Source organism: Amaricoccus sp. (assembly GCF_017993425.1).
Taxonomy (GTDB): Bacteria; Pseudomonadota; Alphaproteobacteria; order Rhodobacterales; family Rhodobacteraceae; genus Amaricoccus.
This window is the reverse complement of record NZ_JAGOMQ010000061.1, coordinates 1-16,840: the sequence shown is the minus strand read 5'-3', so window position 1 is coordinate 16,840 and position 16,840 is coordinate 1. Positions and strand designations below refer to the sequence as shown.

The 16,840-nt window shown below is 69.7% G+C and carries 13 protein-coding genes and 3 pseudogenes; all 16 read left to right on the top strand.

The genetic code is table 11. The features are described from left to right. A pseudogene (locus KBB57_RS18730) lies at positions 1 to 240 on the top strand (IS630 family transposase); the annotation flags it as partial. Positions 241 to 418: 178 nt separating this feature from the next. Beyond that, positions 419 to 1,317 (top strand): annotated as a pseudogene (locus KBB57_RS18725) (IS110 family transposase). 14 nt (positions 1,318 to 1,331) lie between these two features. Then, positions 1,332 to 1,517: pseudogene (locus KBB57_RS18720) on the top strand (IS630 family transposase); the annotation flags it as partial. A 756-nt stretch (positions 1,518 to 2,273) separates the two neighbouring features. Next, positions 2,274 to 2,957: a ParA family protein gene (locus KBB57_RS18715; RefSeq protein ID WP_290753559.1), complete on the top strand. Its 684-nt coding sequence runs from the start codon at positions 2,274 to 2,276 to the stop codon at positions 2,955 to 2,957. Further along, positions 2,954 to 3,325, top strand: coding sequence for a hypothetical protein (locus KBB57_RS18710; protein WP_290753557.1), 372 nt, complete (start codon positions 2,954 to 2,956; stop codon positions 3,323 to 3,325). The genes KBB57_RS18715 and KBB57_RS18710 overlap by 4 nt, the downstream gene beginning before the upstream one ends. A gap of 364 nt (positions 3,326 to 3,689) precedes the next feature. Further along, positions 3,690 to 5,090 (top strand): FAD-binding oxidoreductase, encoded by a 1,401-nt coding sequence (locus KBB57_RS18705; protein ID WP_290753554.1) that lies wholly within the window; start codon positions 3,690 to 3,692, stop codon positions 5,088 to 5,090. Positions 5,091 to 5,192: 102 nt separating this feature from the next. After that, positions 5,193 to 6,866, top strand: a complete 1,674-nt coding sequence (locus tag KBB57_RS18700) for a thiamine pyrophosphate-binding protein (RefSeq protein WP_290753552.1) — start codon at positions 5,193 to 5,195, stop codon at positions 6,864 to 6,866. Then, entirely contained in the window at positions 6,866 to 8,950 is a 2,085-nt protein-coding gene (locus tag KBB57_RS18695; protein WP_290753550.1) for a hydantoinase/oxoprolinase family protein, read from the top strand. The genes KBB57_RS18700 and KBB57_RS18695 overlap by 1 nt, the downstream gene beginning before the upstream one ends. Next, positions 8,947 to 10,569 carry a hydantoinase B/oxoprolinase family protein gene (locus KBB57_RS18690; RefSeq protein WP_290753547.1) on the top strand — a complete coding sequence of 541 codons (1,623 nt, stop codon included), beginning with the start codon at positions 8,947 to 8,949 and terminating at the stop codon, positions 10,567 to 10,569. Before KBB57_RS18695 ends, KBB57_RS18690 begins: the two co-directional genes overlap by 4 nt. Further along, positions 10,566 to 11,783: a pyridoxal phosphate-dependent aminotransferase gene (locus KBB57_RS18685; protein ID WP_290753546.1), complete on the top strand. Its 1,218-nt coding sequence runs from the start codon at positions 10,566 to 10,568 to the stop codon at positions 11,781 to 11,783. Before KBB57_RS18690 ends, KBB57_RS18685 begins: the two co-directional genes overlap by 4 nt. Next, positions 11,780 to 12,598: an NAD(P)-dependent oxidoreductase gene (locus KBB57_RS18680; RefSeq protein ID WP_290753543.1), complete on the top strand. Its 819-nt coding sequence runs from the start codon at positions 11,780 to 11,782 to the stop codon at positions 12,596 to 12,598. Before KBB57_RS18685 ends, KBB57_RS18680 begins: the two co-directional genes overlap by 4 nt. Further along, complete coding sequence (locus tag KBB57_RS18675; protein WP_290753541.1) at positions 12,595 to 13,800, top strand: FAD-binding oxidoreductase; 1,206 nt, start codon at positions 12,595 to 12,597, stop codon at positions 13,798 to 13,800. Before KBB57_RS18680 ends, KBB57_RS18675 begins: the two co-directional genes overlap by 4 nt. 74 nt (positions 13,801 to 13,874) lie before the next feature. After that, a complete protein-coding gene (locus tag KBB57_RS18670; protein ID WP_290753537.1) occupies positions 13,875 to 14,798 on the top strand; it encodes a LysR substrate-binding domain-containing protein in 924 nt (307 codons plus the stop codon). Between the two features lie 87 nt (positions 14,799 to 14,885). After that, a complete protein-coding gene (locus KBB57_RS18665) occupies positions 14,886 to 15,611 on the top strand; it encodes an SDR family oxidoreductase (protein WP_290753535.1) in 726 nt (241 codons plus the stop codon). 2 nt (positions 15,612 to 15,613) lie between these two features. Then, entirely contained in the window at positions 15,614 to 16,363 is a 750-nt protein-coding gene (locus KBB57_RS18660) for an SDR family NAD(P)-dependent oxidoreductase (RefSeq protein WP_290753533.1), read from the top strand. Positions 16,364 to 16,574: 211 nt separating this feature from the next. After that, positions 16,575 to 16,840: transposase (locus KBB57_RS18655; RefSeq protein ID WP_290753531.1), on the top strand; the 266-nt coding region annotated here is incomplete at its 3' end.

Genomic DNA, 16,840 nt, shown 5'->3' with positions numbered 1-16,840 from the left:
GGCGCCGCGCGACACCCGCTGCCAATGGACCTACGTCTTCGGAGCCGTCTGTCCTGCGCGGGGGCGGCGGCGGGCCTCGTCATGCCCTTCGCCGACACTCCGGCGATGACCGCCCACCTCGCCGAGATCGCCCGCGCCGTCGCGCCCGGCGCCCACGCCGTGCTCGTCCTCGACGGCGCCGGCTGGCACGGCGGCAGTGACCTCGTGGTGCCCGACAACGTCTCGCTCGTCACGCTCCCGCCCTTGTCTCTTTGAAACGTGCAATTGTTGGGGCGGGCGAGACCCCGCCCCGCCCTTGGTCCGATAGGCCGTGCTGTAGCTTGGGGCTCGCCCGTCTTTTGTCTGCCCAGCCTGAACAGTTGCCTGGGGCGGCTGTCCGATCGGCCGACCCCGCAGATCAAGGATAGGCTCCATGACACTGCCACAGGACGTCGTCGGCGTCGACATCGCCAAGGACTGGGTCGACTGCCACCGGCTCTCGACGGGCGAGGCCTGGCGGGTCGACACGAGCCCGCGGGCGCTCTCGTCGTTTTCGAAGCCTCTGGCGGCTACGAGCGGCCGCTCGTAGCCGCCCTCGACGTCGCCGGGGTCACCTATGCGCGGGTCAACGCCCGCCAGGCCCGCGAGTTCGCGCGCGCGAGCGGACGGCTGGCCAAGACCGACCGGGTCGATGCCGAGGTGCTGGCCGAGCTCGGCCGCGCGCTGGCGCCGCGGCCGACGCCGCCGGCAGACCCGGCCGAGAGCCGCCTCGCCGAGCTGGCCGCCCGGCGCGACGACCTCGTCGGCATGCGCAAGGCCGAGACGCAGCGCTTCGGTCAGGCGCGAGACCCGTTTCTCCGCAAACAGATCGCCGCGCATCTGCGCATGCTTCGCGGCCGGATCGCGCGCCTCGAGGCCGAGATCGCAGCGCATCTCGACCGCCACCCGCCGCTGGCGGACAGGGCCACCCGTCTGCAGGGCGTGCCCGGCATCGGCCCGGTTCTCGCCGCCGGGCTCATTGCCCGTCTGCCCGAGCTCGGCCGCCTCGACAGGCGCGCCATCGCCAGCATGGCGGGCCTCGCCCCGCATGCCTGCGACAGCGGCACCATGCGCGGCCGGCGCCGCATCTGGGGCGGCAGAGCCGATGTCCGACGCATGCTCTACATCGCCGCCTTCGTGGCCAGCCGATACGACCCGCGCCTCCGGACCTTCCGGACCCGGCTGCAAGACGCCGGCAAGCCCTTCAAGCTCGCCATCATCGCCACCGCCCGCAAGCCGCTCACCATCCTCAACGCCATGCTGCGCGACGGAACCGACTACGCCAAACCAGCCATGTGAAAGACAGTTGCTACAGCCCGGAGCTCAATCCAGGCGAGAACGTCTGGCAGTACCTCCGCGCCAACTGGCTCGCGATCAGCGTCTTCGACGACTACGACGCCATCGTCGACGCCTGCTGCGCGGCATGGAACCGCTTCGCAAACCAACCACACGTCATCACCTCGATCGCATCGAGACACTGGGCGAAGGTCAATCAGTAGAGCCGTTGGGATCAGATATTCAAGCGTCGCGCTCGCCGAAGATTATGATGAACTGATTGCGGGCTGCGAACCATTTTCGGACATTGCGGCCATTCTTCTCGAAGCCGCGGATCGTCTGCGAAACGTTGCCCTGATGCCAGCGACATGGCGCGTCCCGGCTGGGAGCGGGCTCTACCCGGCCGCGCCGGCCTCCCCGAGCCGGCGAGCCGTCTCGGCCCCTTCGGGTGACGATCCCACGCGCGAGCCCCCTGCCCTCCTCCGATCCGCCGGCGGTGGTCATTCGAACCCAGGTGGCTGACATGAGCCCGCTACGTCCTGACCGTCCCCCATGAGTTCCGGCGCAACTGCAAGACCGAGACCCGCTTCCGCCGGGTCGGCGCCATCTTCGGGAAGACAAGCGGGCCATCTTCCGCGCGGCGGCCGAGGGGCAGAGGGCGGCGGCCCTTCTCCTCGCGCTGGCCGGGCCCGGGGAAAGGGAGGCGGCCGCGTAGGCGGCCCCCCTGCCCTGCCAGGAAATTTCGGGCGCCTTCGGCGCCGGTGGAGATAGCTACCGGAAAGCACCTGGATAGCTACCGGAAAGCACCGCGATAGCTATCGAAAAGCTATCCGATATCAACAAGATATCCATTAGCTTCCCGATAGCTGGCTATCGGGAAGCTGGTCGGCTACCCGGTAGCTATCGAATAGCATTTGGATAACAGGCGGCTATCAGGTATCCTTCACGGAAAAGGGACCACGAGCAGCCACGGAGTACCCATGCCGATCATCTCGTTCGCCAACCCGAAGGGTGGGGCAGGCAAGACCACGTCCGCCTTGCTTCTCGCAGGAGAGCTGGCCCGGAAGGGCGCCCGCGTCGTCATCGTCGATGCCGATCCGGAGCGCTGGATCTCCCAATGGGCCAGGCTCCCCGGAAAGCCGGACTCGATCGAGATCCTCGGCGACGTCACCGAGGATACGATCGTCGATCAGATCGAGAAGGCGGCGGAGGCCGCGCAGTTCGTCATCGTGGATCTGGAGGGAACAGCGAGTCTGATGGTGGCGAATGCCATTGGCATGTCGGATTTCGTCGTGATCCCGGCGCAAGGCGCGTCGATGGATGCCAAGGGCGCTGCGAAGACCATCAAGCTCATCCGCAACCAGGAGCGCATGGCGCGACGGCCGATCCCGCACAGCGTCCTGCTGACGCGAACGAGCGCGGCGGTCGCAACACGGTCCCTGAAGAATGTGCGCGACCAACTCAGCCGCGCGGGGGTCGATGTGTTCGAGACGGCGATCGTCGAGCGCGCGGCATATCGGGACATCTTCGACTACGGCGGATTGCTCTGTGATCTGGGAGCGCAGGCCAGCAACCTCGAGAAGGCCCAGGACAATGCGCGCGCCTTTGCGGGGGAGGCGCTCGCGAAGCTTCGCGAGGCGGCGAAGATCACGAAGGTGGCATGAGCATGAAGGAACGCGCCGATCTGGGCTTCGCGGACGCCCTCGATGATTTCAATCCGGCGGAGTGGGCCCCGAAACCCGCCCCGAAGCCGGTTTCGAGGCTGGAGAAGACCGGAACCCGCAAAGCCGCCGCGGCCGCGGGGTTTCGGAGTCGGGAACCTCGGCCAGAGCCCGAACCCGAACCCGATAGGGCAGGGGAGGCGCCGGTGCGTCGTCGACGCACCGGTCGAAACACCCAGTTCAACGTCAAGGCGCGCGCGGAGACCATCGAGGCTTTCTGCGCCATCGCGGACCAGCAGGGCTGGGGGCTCGGGGAGACCTTGGAACAAGCCGTCGTACTCCTGGAGCGGGAGTACAAGCAAACCCCGTGAGGCCGCCGTCTCGGGACGCGGGTGTCGCCGCGGGGCGAGGTCGCCTGGAAGCTTCGGGATTGGCATCCAACGGAAGAAGATGGGGGAACCGTAGTCGCCCGTCGCAGCCATTCAGCCGATCATCGCCATGGCGAACTCGGCCTTGGCGCATGGGGCCGGTCGGCCCGCGCCTGGCGGTGGCCTTGAGGCGGGTGGAGGAAGCGCGGCTCCCGCCGACCCGTTCGACGGAAGGGTGTTTGCGAGATCATCAAGCAGGTCTTGCCCAAATCGAGCCATTCTTGCGAGCACCCCGAGCATCCTGGACATAGAGAGTGATCCGTCCGTCGGCACGAGGAACGGACGGCATCCTTCCCGGTGTGGCGCCATGGATACTGACCTGCGACTAGCCGAACTCCTTGGGCCCAAAGGGTGGCTGGCCGGCGCCGATGCGGGGCCGTGGTGGCGGGATTGGCTGAATCGCTACGGGGAGGAGCCGCTCGGTGTGGCGCGGCCGGCAACGACGGCGGAAGTGGCGGCAGTGATCGCGGTCTGCGGGAAAGCCAGAGTGGTGGTGGTGCCGCGGGGGGGAAACACCGGGCTCTGTGGCGCGGCGGTGCTCGGTCGGCCGGGAGGTGTCATCCTGTCGCTGGCGCGGATGGCGGCGGTCGGGGATGTCGATGCCGCGAGCGCCTCGGTGACGGTTGAGGCCGGGGTCGTGCTCGCGGCGCTGCATGCGCGGCTGGAGGGCACCGGGTTGCAGTTCCCGCTGCGCCTCGGTGCCGAGGGGAGCGCGCAGGTGGGCGGGCTCATCGGGACAAATGCCGGCGGCAGCCATGCGTTTCGCCATGGGATGATGGGCGACCTGGTGCTCGGCCTCGAGGTGGTGCTGCCGGACGGCACGGTCTGGGACGGGATGCGGGCGGTGCAGAAGGACAATGCCGGATACCAGCTGCGACGGCTCTTCTGCGGGGCGGAAGGGACGCTCGGGGTGGTGACGCGCGCGGTGCTGCGGCTGGCGCCGGTGCCGGCGCGGCGGACGACGGCGCTGCTGGCGCTGCCCGGGATCGCGGAGGCGGTGGTGTTCGGGACGCGACTCCGGGCCGAGGCGGGGGAGTTCCTCACCAGCCTCGAGTTCTTTTCCGAGATCGGGGTTGAGCTCGCGGAACGGCATGTGCCGGGGCTGGCGCTGCCCCTGGAAAGCCGGGGCGGGGCCTACCTCCTTGTCGAGGCGGCTTCGGGGTCGGCGCGGGTGCCGCTCGACGACATCGTCGGGGCCGTACTGGAATGGGGCATGGAGGCGGGGCTGGTGCTCGACGGCGCGATCGCGGCGTCGGAGGCGCAGCGGGCGGCGTTCTGGCGGTTGCGCGAGGAGCAGCCCGAGGGGCAGCGCCTGGAAGGGGCGCAGCTCAAGCATGACATCTCCGTGCCACCGGGCCGGATCGCGGAGTTCATAGCCGCGGGAGGCGCGATCTGCGAGGCGCTGCTGCCCGGGGCGCGGGTGAACCCGTTCGGGCATCTCGGAGACGGGAACATCCATTACAACCTGTCGCCGCCGGTTGGCGCGGCGGGCTTCGGCGACGCCGCGGGCGAGATCGGGCTGGCCGTGGCGAGGCTCGCCTCCGGGATGGGCGGCAGCTTTGCCGCGGAGCATGGGCTCGGACGAGCGAAGACCGGGCTGGCGGATGCGCTGCGGCCGGCGGCGGAGCGTGGGCTGATGCGGGCGGTGAAGGCGGCGCTGGACCCGGAGGGGATCATGAATCCCGGGGTGGTCCTGGCGGCGCGATAGGCAAGTGGAGATTGTCGGTGGCCGCGATTTCTTCGTTTCGGAACGCGGGCCGGCGCGGGCAAGATCGAGAATGGGGCGGCGCGCCCCGGGGGGCGGCGAGGAATGGGTACCATGCGGAACGGCGGGCAGCTTCTGGTCGAAAGCCTGGTCGCGCTCGGGGCGCGAAAGGGCTTCGGGGTGCCGGGCGAAAGCTACCTCGCGGTGCTCGACGCGCTGCATGACACGGGCGGCCAGCTCGACTTCGTGCTCTGCCGCAACGAGGGCGGGGCGGCCTTCATGGCCGCCGCCTGGGGCAAGCTGACCGGGAGCCCCGGCATCTGCTTCGTGACGCGGGGGCCAGGGGTGACGAATGCCTCGATCGGCATCCACACCGCGATGCAGGACAGCGTGCCGATTCTGGTCTTCGTCGGCCAGGTCGGTACCGACATGCGCGGGCGCGAGGCGTTTCAGGAAATCGACTATCGCGCCGTCTTCGGGACCATGGCGAAGTGGGCCGTCGAGATCGACGACGTCGCGCGCATCCCCGAGATCCTCGGCCGGGCGTGGGTGACGGCGACGACGGGACGGCCGGGGCCGGTTGTCATCGCGCTGCCGGAGGACATGCTGACGGCGCAAACCGACGTGGCGCCGCTGGCCGGGCCCGCGCGGGTGGCGGAGCCGGCGCCCGCTCCCGAGGCGATGTCGGAGGCGCTGGCGCTGCTCGCGGCGGCGGAGCGGCCGCTGATCCTGATCGCCGGAGCGAACTGGACCGGGGCCGGGCGGGCCGCGCTGCGGGGCTTCGCCGAGGCGAGCGACATTCCGGTGGTGGCGGCGTTCCGCTTCCAGGACCAGTTCGACAATTTCTCGCCGGTCTACTGCGGCGAGGCCGGGGTCGGGATGCCGCCCCATGTCAAGGCGCTGGTGCGCGACGCCGACGTGATCCTCGCGATCAACACGCGCTTCGGCGAGATGACGACGGACGGGTACACGCTGCTCTCCGTGCCGGTGCCGCGGCAGCGGCTCATCCACGTCCATCCGTCGGACCGGGAGATCGGCAAGGTCTACCAGCCGGCGCTCGGCATCCACGCGGGGCCGAACGCCTTCGCGGCGGCGCTCACCCCGGTCCGGGGCGGCTGGAGCGACTGGCGCGCCAGGGGGCGGACGGCGTGGGAGGCGAGCCTTGACGCGCCGGCGCAACCGTCGCCGGTCGACATGGTCGCGGTGATGGCGCATCTGCGCGAGGTGCTGCCGGCGGACGTGATCCTGACCAATGGGGCGGGGAACTTCACGGTCTGGCCGAACAAGTTCTTCAAGTTCGGCCCCGAGGCGCGGCTTCTCGCGCCGCAGTCCGGCGCCATGGGCTATGGCCTCCCGGCGGCGGTGGCGGCGAAGGTCGCCTGCCCGGAGCGGGTTGTGGTCTGCTTCGCCGGGGACGGCGATTTCCAGATGAATTGCCAGGAGCTCGGCACGGCGATGCAGGCCGGCGCGCAACCGATCGCGCTGATCCTGAACAACGGCATCTACGGGACGATCCGCGCGCATCAGGAGCGGCAGTATCCGGGCCGGGTGTCGGGGACGACGATGGAGAATCCCGACTTCACCATGCTGGCGCGGGCCTATGGCTACCACGCCGAGCGGGTGGAACGGACCGAGGACTTTCCGGCCGCCTTCGCGCGGGCGCTGGCCTCGGAGACGGGCGCCGTCCTCGACCTCGCGATCTCGGCCGAGGCGCTGACGCCGCGGCAGACCCTGAGCCAGATGCGCGCGGCCGCGCTCGCCGCCAAGGAAACCGCGTGATGAGCCAGATCAGACTCGGCGCCGACATCGGCGGCACCTTCACCGACATTGCTCTCGATTGCCGGGGCAAGCTCTACTCGACCAAGGTGCTGACCAGCTACGCCGCCCCCGAGCAGGCGATCCTCGACGGCATCGCCATCGTGATGGCGGATGCCGGCATCACCCCGGCCGATCTCGACATCGTCATCCACGGCACGACGCTTGCGACGAATGCGCTGATCGAGCGCCGGGGTGCCCGGACCGCCTTCGTCACCACCGAAGGCTTCCGCGACGTCATCGAGATGCGGACCGAGAGCCGCTTCGAGCAGTACGACCTGAACCTCCGCCTGCCGACGCCGCTGGTGCCGCGCGAGGATCGCTTCGTCGTCGCCGGGCGGATCGGGGCGCAGGGCGACGAGCTCGCGCCGCTCGACGAGGCGGCGATCGAGGCTGTCGCCGAGCGGATCGCGGCGGAGGGGTACGGGGCGGTCGCGATCGGGTTCATCCATTCCTACGTCAATCCGGCGCACGAGCGGCGGGCGCGGGAGATCATCGCGGCGAAGGTCGCCGCGCCGATCTCGATCTCCTCGGAGGTCTCGCCGCAGATGCGCGAGTTCGAGCGGTTCAACACCGTCTGCGCCAATGCCTATGTGCGGCCGCAGATGGCGGACTATCTGGAGCGGCTGCGGGTGCGGCTGAAGGAGATGGGCGCGACCTGCCCGGTCTTCATGATCCATTCGGGCGGCGGCCTCATCTCGGTCGAGACCGCGGCGGAGTTTCCGGTGCGGCTGGTGGAAAGCGGGCCGGCGGGGGGCGCGATCTTCGCCGCCGATGTGGCGCGGCGCTTCGGGCTGGAGACGGTCGTCAGCTACGACATGGGCGGGACCACGGCGAAGATCTGCCTGATCGAGGACTTCCAGCCCAAGACGGCGCGGACTTTCGAGGTCGCGCGGACCTACAGGTTCTGCAAGGGGTCGGGGATGCCGATCTCGATCCCGGTCATCGAAATGATCGAGATCGGCGCGGGCGGCGGCTCGATCGCCTGGGTCGATCCGATGGGGCGGATCCAGACCGGGCCGGAGAGCGCGGCCTCGGAGCCGGGGCCTGCCTGCTACCAGCGCGGCGGCGCGCGGCCGGCGATCACCGACGCGGATCTGGTGCTCGGCAAGCTCGATCCCGACAATTTCGCCGGCGGCGCGATCAAGCTCTCGGTCGCGAACGCGAAGAACGCGATCGGGCGGGACGTGGGTGAGAAGCTGAAACTCGAAGCGGAGCCGGCGGCTTTCGGGATCTGCGAGGTGGTGGACGAGAACATGGCGAATGCCGCGCGGGTCCACGCGGTCGAGAACGGCAAGAACATCTCGGACAATATCATGATCGCCTTCGGCGGCGCGGCGCCGCTGCACGCGGCGCGGCTCTGCGAGAAGCTCGGCATCGACCGCTGCCTGATCCCGCCCGGGGCGGGGGTGGGCTCGGCGATCGGGTTCCTGAAGGCGCCCTTCGGCTACGAGGCGCTGGCTTCGAAGGTGGCGCGGCTGGGGTCGTTCGATGTCGCCGCGGTCAACGCGATGCTCGCCGAGCTCAAGGAGACGGCGGAGGGCTTCGTGCGCGCCGGCACCGACGGGACGATCCGGCGCGAGGTGACGGCGTTCATGCGCTATGTCGGGCAGGGGTGGGAGATCCCGGTCGCCCTGCCGGACCGGAGGTTCGAGGCGGCGGACGTGGCGGGCTTGCGCGAGGCGTTCCGCGAGAACTACGCGCGCTTCTTCGGGCGAGCGATCGACGGACTCGACGGGCTGGAGATCGAGGTCGTCACCTGGTCGGCAAAGGCGCAGGACGAGCGCCCCGCGCCCGAGCGGCACGCCATCACCCTTGGCCGTTCGGCGGCGGTGGTCGGCACGACGCGGCCGGTGTTCGATCCGGCCGCCGGCGCGGCGCTCGAGACGGCGATCGTCGAGCGCGGCGCGCTGGCCGCGGGCGCCCGGGTTGCCGGGCCGGCGGTGATCGTCGAGCGGGAGACCTCGACGGTTGTCACCTCGCCCTTCGACGTCGTCATGCAGGACGACGGCACCCTTCTCCTCCTGCGCAAGGAGCTTGCGGCATGAGCGACGGCCTCGAAGAAATCCGCATGCAGGTCATGTGGAACCGGCTGATCTCGGTGGTCGAGGAGCAGGCGATGACCTTGCTCCGCACCGCCTTCTCGACCAGCGTCCGCGAAGCGGGCGATCTCTCCGCCGGCGTCTTCGATCCAAAGGGGCGGATGCTGGCGCAGGCGGTGACGGGGACGCCGGGCCATGTCAACACCATGGCCGAGGCGGTGCTGCATTTCATCGCCGAGATCGGGCGGGAGCGGATGTATCCCGGCGACACCTACGTCACCAACGATCCGTGGAAGGGCACCGGGCATCTCCACGACATCACCATGGTGTCGCCGTCCTTCCTCGGCGACACGCTCGTCGGCTTCTTCGCCTGCACGGCGCATGTCGTGGACGTCGGCGGCCGCGGCTTCGGGGCCGACGGCAAGTCGGTCTACGAGGAAGGCATCCAGATCCCGATCATGAAGTTCGCCGAGCGCGGCGAGGTGAATGCCGACCTCGCGCGGATGCTGCGGGCGAATGTGCGTGAGCCGAACCAGGTGGTGGGCGACTTCTACTCGCTCGCGGCCTGCAACGACGTCGGCCACCGGCGCCTCGTCGACATGATGACCGAGATCGGGCTGAGCTCGCTCGACACCCTCGGCGCCTTCATCTTCGCCCGCACCGAGGCGGCGACGCGCGCCCGGATCGCGGCGTTGCCGGAGGGGCGCTGGACGAACGCGCTGGTGACGGACGGCTATGACGCGCCGGTGCGGCTGGCCGCGGCGGTGGAGATCGCCGGCGGGCGGGTGAATGTCGACTTCGCCGGATCGGACGCGGCGAGCCGCTGGGGCATCAACGTGCCGATCATCTACACCAAGGCCTATGCCTGCTACGCGCTGAAATGCGTGGTGGCGCCCGACATTCCGAACAACTGGGCGAGCCTCGACTTCTTCACCATCTCCTCGCCGGTCAACATCCTGAACGCCGAGCGGCCGGCGCCGGTCAGCCTGCGGCATGTGATCGGACACATGGTGCCGGACCTGGTGCTGGGCGCGCTGGCGCGGGCGTTGCCGGGGCAGATCCTCGCCGAGGGCGCGGCGGCGCTCTGGAACATCCATATCTCCGCCCGGCCGATGGCGGGCGCGGAGGGTCGGCGGGCCGAGATCCTGATGTTCAACTCGGGCGGCATGGGGGCGCGGCCGGGGCTCGACGGGCTGTCGTCGACGGCCTTCCCGTCGGGGGTGATGACGATGCCGATCGAGGCGACCGAGCATACCGGGCCGGTGATCGTCTGGCGCAAGGAGCTGCGGCCGGACTCGGGCGGCGACGGGCAGTATCGCGGCGGTCTCGGCCAGGTGATCGAGATCGAGGCGGCGCCGGGGCACGAGTTCGACTTCTCGGCGATGTTCGACCGGGTGAACCATCCGGCACGCGGTCGCGACGGCGGCGCCGACGGGGCGGCGGGCGTGGTGGCGCTCGACGACGGGACGGCGATGAAGCCGAAGGGCTGGCAGCATGTGCCGGCCGGCCGGCGGCTGGTGCTGAAGCTGCCCGGCGGCGGGGGCTATGGCGATCCGGCGCGGCGATCGAACGCGGCGCGGTCGGAGGATGTGTCGAAGGGCTACGTCACGGAGGAGGCGGAATGAGCTATGTGGCGGAGCGGCTGGCGGCGGTGAAGCCCTCGGCCTCGATGGCGGCGTCGCAGGCGGCCAAGGCGCTCCGGGCGACCGGGGTCGACGTGATCGACCTCGGCCTCGGCGAGCCCGACTTTCCAACGCCCGCGCATGTCTGCGAGGCGGCGCACCGGGCGGCGCTCGCCGGCGAGACGCTCTACACGCCGGCCGCCGGGACGCCGGCGCTGCGCGCGGCGGTGGCGGAGAAGTTCCGGCGCGAGAACGGGCTCGACTTCGGGCCGGACGAGATCGTCGTCGCCAACGGCGCCAAGCAGGTCATCTTCAACGCGCTGATGGCGACCCTCGACCCTGGCGACGAGGCGATCCTGCCGGCGCCCTATTTTGTCTCCTATCCCGAGATGGTGAAGCTCCTCGGCGGCGTGCCGGTGATCGCCGAATGCCCGGCGGCGGGGTTCCGGCTGACGCCGGCGGTGCTGGAAGCTGCGATCACGCCGCGGACCAGGTGGCTGTTCCTGAACATGCCGGGCAATCCGTCGGGGGCGGTCTATTCGGCGGCGGAGCTGCGGGCACTCGGCGCGGTGCTCGCACGGCATCCGCGGGTGCTGGTGCTGTCGGACGAGATCTACGAGCACATCCTCTTCGATGGACGGGCCTTCGTTTCCTTCGGCGCCGCCTGCCCGGAGCTGCGCGAGCGGACGCTGATCGTCAACGGCGTCGCCAAGGCCTATGCGATGACCGGCTGGCGGGTCGGCTATGCCGCGGGGCCGGGGCCGCTCGTCAAGGCGATGGCGACGGTGCAGAGCCAGTCCTGCACCTCGGTCGCGGCGCCGATGCAGGCGGCGGCGCTGGCGGCGCTGACCGGGCCACAGGACTGCGTCGCCGAATTCCGCGCCGCCTTCGAGCGCCGGCGCGACCTGGTGGTCGCGGGCGTGGCGAAGATCGACGGGCTGACGCTGGCGCCGCCGGAGGGGGCGTTCTACGCCTATATCGGCTGCGCCGGGCTGATCGGGCGGCGGACGCCGAAGGGGACGGTGCTGGCCGACGACACGGCCGTCGTCGATTATCTGCTCGCCGAGGGCCATCTCGGCTCGGTGCCGGGGGCGGCCTACGGGCTGTCGCCGTTCTTCCGGATCTCGACGGCGACCTCCGACGAGGTCCTGACCGAGGCCATCAGCCGCATCGCGCGCGCGGTGGCGGCGCTCCAGCCTGCCGAGGTGACTGCATGAGCCCGCGTTTCGATACTCTCCTGCTGACCGGGGCGGCCGGCCGCCTCGGCACCCACCTGCGCCGCGGTCTCGCCCCGCTCTGTCGGCGGCTCCGCGTTTCCGACCGGGTGGAGATCGCCGATCTTGAGCCGAACGAGGAAGCGGTGATCTGCGACCTGTCGGACGCGGCGGCCGTGCTGCGGATGACCGAAGGGGTGGACGCGATCGTGCACTTCGGCGGCGCGCCGCTGGAGACGAAGTGGGAGACGATCCTGAATTCCTCGATCATCGGCAGCTACAACATCTACGAGGGCGCGCGGAAGAACGGGGTGAGGCGCGTCGTCTACGCCTCGTCGGTGCATGCGATCGGCTATCACAGGATCGAGGATCAGATCGACGCCAGCGCGCCGCACCGGCCGGACAGCCTTTACGGCGTGTCGAAATGCTTCGTCGAGGACCTGAGCCGGCTCTACTGGGACAAGTTCGGCATCGAGACGGTATGCTGCCGGATATTCTCGGCCTTCGACCAGTACACCGACCGACGGATGCTCTGGTCGATGCTGAGCTACGAGGATTGCATCCGGCTGGTCGAGGCGAGCCTGACCGCGCCCAGGGTGGCCCATTCGATCGTGTTCGGCACCTCGGCCAACCGGCACCGGATGGTCGACAACCGGCTGGCCGCGCATATCGGCTTCCAGCCGCGGGATTCGACGGAGGCGCAACGGGCGGAGACCGAGGCGCGGGTGCCGGCGGCGGATCCGCGGGCGCCGGCGGTGGAGCATCTCGGCGGCTGGTTCATCGACCTCGGCCATCCCGATGACGAGGCGGCGAAATGAGGGATGCTTACGACGTGGTGATCGTCGGGGGGGCGGTGATCGGCTCGTCGGTCGCCTATTTCCTGACGGCGAACCCGGATTTCGGCGGGTCGGTGCTGGTGGTGGAGCGGGACCCGAGCTATGCGCGGGCCGCGACCTCGCTGTCGTCTTCCTCGATCCGCACCCAGTTCTCGAACCCGATCAACGTGCGGATCAGCCAGTTCGGCTCGCAGTTCATCCGCGATTTCCCCGAGGTCATGGCGGTCGGCGATGACAGGCCCGACCTCAACTTTCACCCGGGCGGGTATCTCTTCCTCGCCGCGACCGAGTCGCAGGAGCGGACGCTCCGGGAGAACCACGCGGTTCAGGTCGCTTGCGGCGCTGACGTGGTGCTCTGGGACGCGGACGAGCTCGATCGGGCGTTTCCTCACCTGCGGACCGGGGACATAAGGGTCGCGTCCTATGGCCGGTCGGGCGAGGGGTGGTTCAACAATACCGGGCTGATGCAGGGCTTCAAGGCGAAGGCGCGGGGGCAGGGGGCGGAGTATGTCGCCGACGAGGTGGTGGCGATCGGCCGCGACGGTGGGCGCGTCGTCTCGGTGACGCTGAAGTCGGGCGCCATCATCGAGGCGGGGACGGTGGTCAACGCCTCGGGACCGCGGGCGGCGCTGACGGCGCGGATGGCGGGACTCGACCTGCCGGTGGAGCCGCGCAAGCGCACCTCGTTCGTCTTCGACTGTGCGCGGAGCCCGGAGGGAACGGCGACGGTCAACGGCGGGCGGCTGCCACTGATGATCGATCCGACGGGGGTGTTCTGCCGGCCGGAGGGGCGGTTCTTTCTCGCGGGCTGTCCGCCGGTGGAGGATCCGGCGGTGGACTGGGACGACTTCGAGCCGCGCTACGAGGAGTTCGAGGAGGTGATCTGGCCGGCGCTCGCCGAGCGCTCGGAGGCCTTCGAGGCGATCAAGGTGGTGAATCAGTGGGCCGGGCACTATGATTTCAACACCCTCGACCATAACCTGATCGTCGGGCGGGATCCGGTGGTGGCGAATTTCATATACGCCAACGGCTATTCCGGGCATGGTCTGCAGCAGAGCCCCGCGGCGGGGCGCGGTGTCTCGGAGCTCATCGTCTATGGCGGCTACCGGACGCTCGATCTGTCGGAGGTCGGCTACGAGCGGATCGTCGAGAACCGGCCGTTCCTCGAGAAGGCGGTGATCTGACGGCGACCGCCATGCACAGGGTCGGGAATGCCAGTTACGCGCGGCACGGGATTCACCGGCGGGAAGGCGCGGCGATGAGCGGGCGGCCGTTCCGCTTGCCGCCGCTGAACGCGCTCCGGGTGTTCCATACCGTCGTACGCCACCGGAGTTTTCGCGCCGCCGCCGACGAGCTGCTGGTGACGCCGCAGGCGGTGAGCCAGCAGATCAAGCTTCTGGAGGACACGCTCGGGCAGGAGCTCTTCGAGCGCCGCGGCAGGGCGATCGAGCCGAACGAGAATGCGATCCTGCTGGCACATTTCGTTCAGGCCGGATTCGACGAGTTCGCCGAAGGTGTGCGGCGGGTGACGAAGGTCGGGCAGAGGAACCGGATCTATCTCAACGTCAGCCCGTATTTCGCCACGCGCTACCTCTTGCACCGGATCGCGACGTTTCGCGAAACGCTGCCCGATGCCGACCTGCGGCTGACGACGAAGATCGAGCTGCCGGACTTCGTCAGCGACGACGTCGATGTGGCGATCCAGTGGGGCTACGGGGGCTGGAAGCAGTACGAGCAGGTTCTGCTGCTGCGCGACATCAAGGTCCTCTGCTGCGCGCCGGCGATGGCCGGGCGGCTGAGGACGCCGGCCGACCTCCTGACCCTGCCGCTCCTGCACCCGGTCCTGTCGGACCGGCTCTGGGCGGATGTGCTCCGGCACTTCGGGCTGGCGCCGCCGCCATCGCGCGGCGATCTGCGGTTCCATGATGCCGCGACGCTCCGGCGGGCGACGCTGGCCGGGCTGGGGGTCGGGCTGGTGTCGCGGGTGGATGCGGAGGGAGATCTGCGTCTCGGCAAGCTCGTCGCGCCGTTCGGGCAGACGCTGATGGACGAGATGCCGGAGGAGCAGGTGCCGGGCTTCTTCCTGATCCTGCCCAAGGGCCACCGGCGGGTGAAGCAGATCGCCGCCTTCTGCCGCTGGGTCGAGGGCGAGAACTGGGCGGAGCTCGGTCAGGGCGAGTGACAAGTCCCGCTTGTCGATCCGCCGTCTTTCTTGGTTTCTGCCCGCCCTCCGATCCGCCACCTTGCCGCCGAACGAGGGAGGGTGCGCATGGGTCAGGCGCTGGTCACCGGGGCGACGAGCGGCATCGGGCGGGCGATCGCGATCGCGCTGAAGGGCGCGGGGCACGAGGTGGTGGCCGTCGGGCGGCGGGGCGAGGCGCTGGCGGCGCTGGAGCGGGAGCACGGGATTGCCGGGCGCCGCGCCGATCTCGCCGACCGGAAGGCGGCGCGGGCGGCGCTGGCCGGGCTGGCGCCGGACATTCTGGTCAACAACGCCGGGGTGATGCCGCCGCTCGCGCATTTCTGCGATACCGACGAAGACGAGATCGACCGGGCGGTCACGGTGAACCTGTCGTCGGTCCTGTTCCTGACCCGGCTCGTCGCGCCGGGGATGCGGGCACGGGGGCGGGGGCACATCTTCTTCACCGGCTCGACGGCGGGGCATGCGGCCTTCGCCCATTATGCGGTCTACTGCGCGACCAAGGCGGCGATCGGCGGCTTCGCGCAGGCGCTCCGGCTCGACATGGCGCCGGCGGGGGTGCGGGTGACCGAGATCGTGGCCGGCCGGGTCGAGACCGGGCTCTACAAGGGATTGCTGGGCGAGGAGGCGCGGGCCGCGATGTATGCGGGGAACTCGGCCGTCCAGCCCGAGGATGTGGCGGCGATGGTCCTGGCGGTGCACGGGCTGCCGGCATCGGTCGATGTGGCGCGCTTCGACATCCTGCCGACGCATCAGGCGACCGCGACCGGCGGCGCCGGCAAGAAGGGGGATTGAGGATGCGGGGGCTTTTTGTCGTGGTGGTCGGCGGTGGCGCCGGGCTCGGGGCCTTGATCGTGGAGATGGCGGTCGAGGCTGGCGCGGCGGGGATCGGCGTCATCGACGTGAACCCGGCGGCGGCCGACGCGGCGCTGTCGCCGGCCCGGGCGGCAGGTGTGCCGGCGGTGGCGGCGACCTGCGACATCCGCGCGGCGGAGGCGGCGCATCGGGGGTTCGCCGAGGTGGCGGCGGGTCTCGGGCGGGTCGACACGCTCGTCAACTCGGCGGCGATCTACCCGCGCAAGCCCTTGCTGGAAATAACGGATTCGGACTGGGACGCCTCGAACGCGATCAACGTGAAGGGGACGTATCACATGATGGTCGCGGCGGTGCGGCAGATGCGCGGGCAGGAGCCGAAGGGGCTGGTACGGGGGCGGATCGTCAACGTCGCGTCGGTCGATGCGTTCAAGGCGCATCCGCAGAACGCGCACTATGCGGCCACGAAGGCGGCGGTGGTCAGCCTGACGAAGAGCTTCGCGCAGGAGATGGCGCCGGACGGGATCCTCGTCAACGGCGTGGCGCCGGCGGGGATGGCGACGGAAAAGGCGAGGGAACTCGGGTTCTTGGGCGAACTTGCCAAAGCGAGCCCTCTGGGGCGCGGCGGCGAGCCGCGCGAGATGGCGGAGTGGGTCCTGATGGCCGGCGGGCCGAAAAATACCTACATGACCGGCGAGACGATCATCGTTTCGGGGGGCTATATCTACGCCTGAGCGAAGCGGCGAAACCCCCGGCGGAGGCATCGGAGTCGGGCTTCGACCAGAGCGGAGTCCGCCCCGGCAGAGCCGGATTCCTGAATTTGCGTGATGTCCTGATCACCAGGCGATTCCGTCTGGTCGGTTAGCGTCCGGGGCGACCGCTCTGCCGAGGGACTGGAGCGTCGTCTAGTGTCCGTTGAGGATAGCGGACACTATGAGCTTGTTGATGGCGCGTCGAACCAAGCGGCTCTGGACCATCGAAGAGAAGCGGTCGATCTGCCTGCCGGCGACGGCGCCGGGCGTTTCGGTCGCGCATGTGGCGCGGCGCTATGCGCTAAACGCGAACGTTATCTTCAAATGGCTTCGTGACCCGAGGTTTATGCCGGATCCTGACGCTGCCCCGGTGGATGGCTCTCTCTTTCTTCCCGTCGAGATCATCGCGCATCCTGTTCAAGGGGATGCGTCCGCGTCAGGCAATGCCCCGGGCCCAGG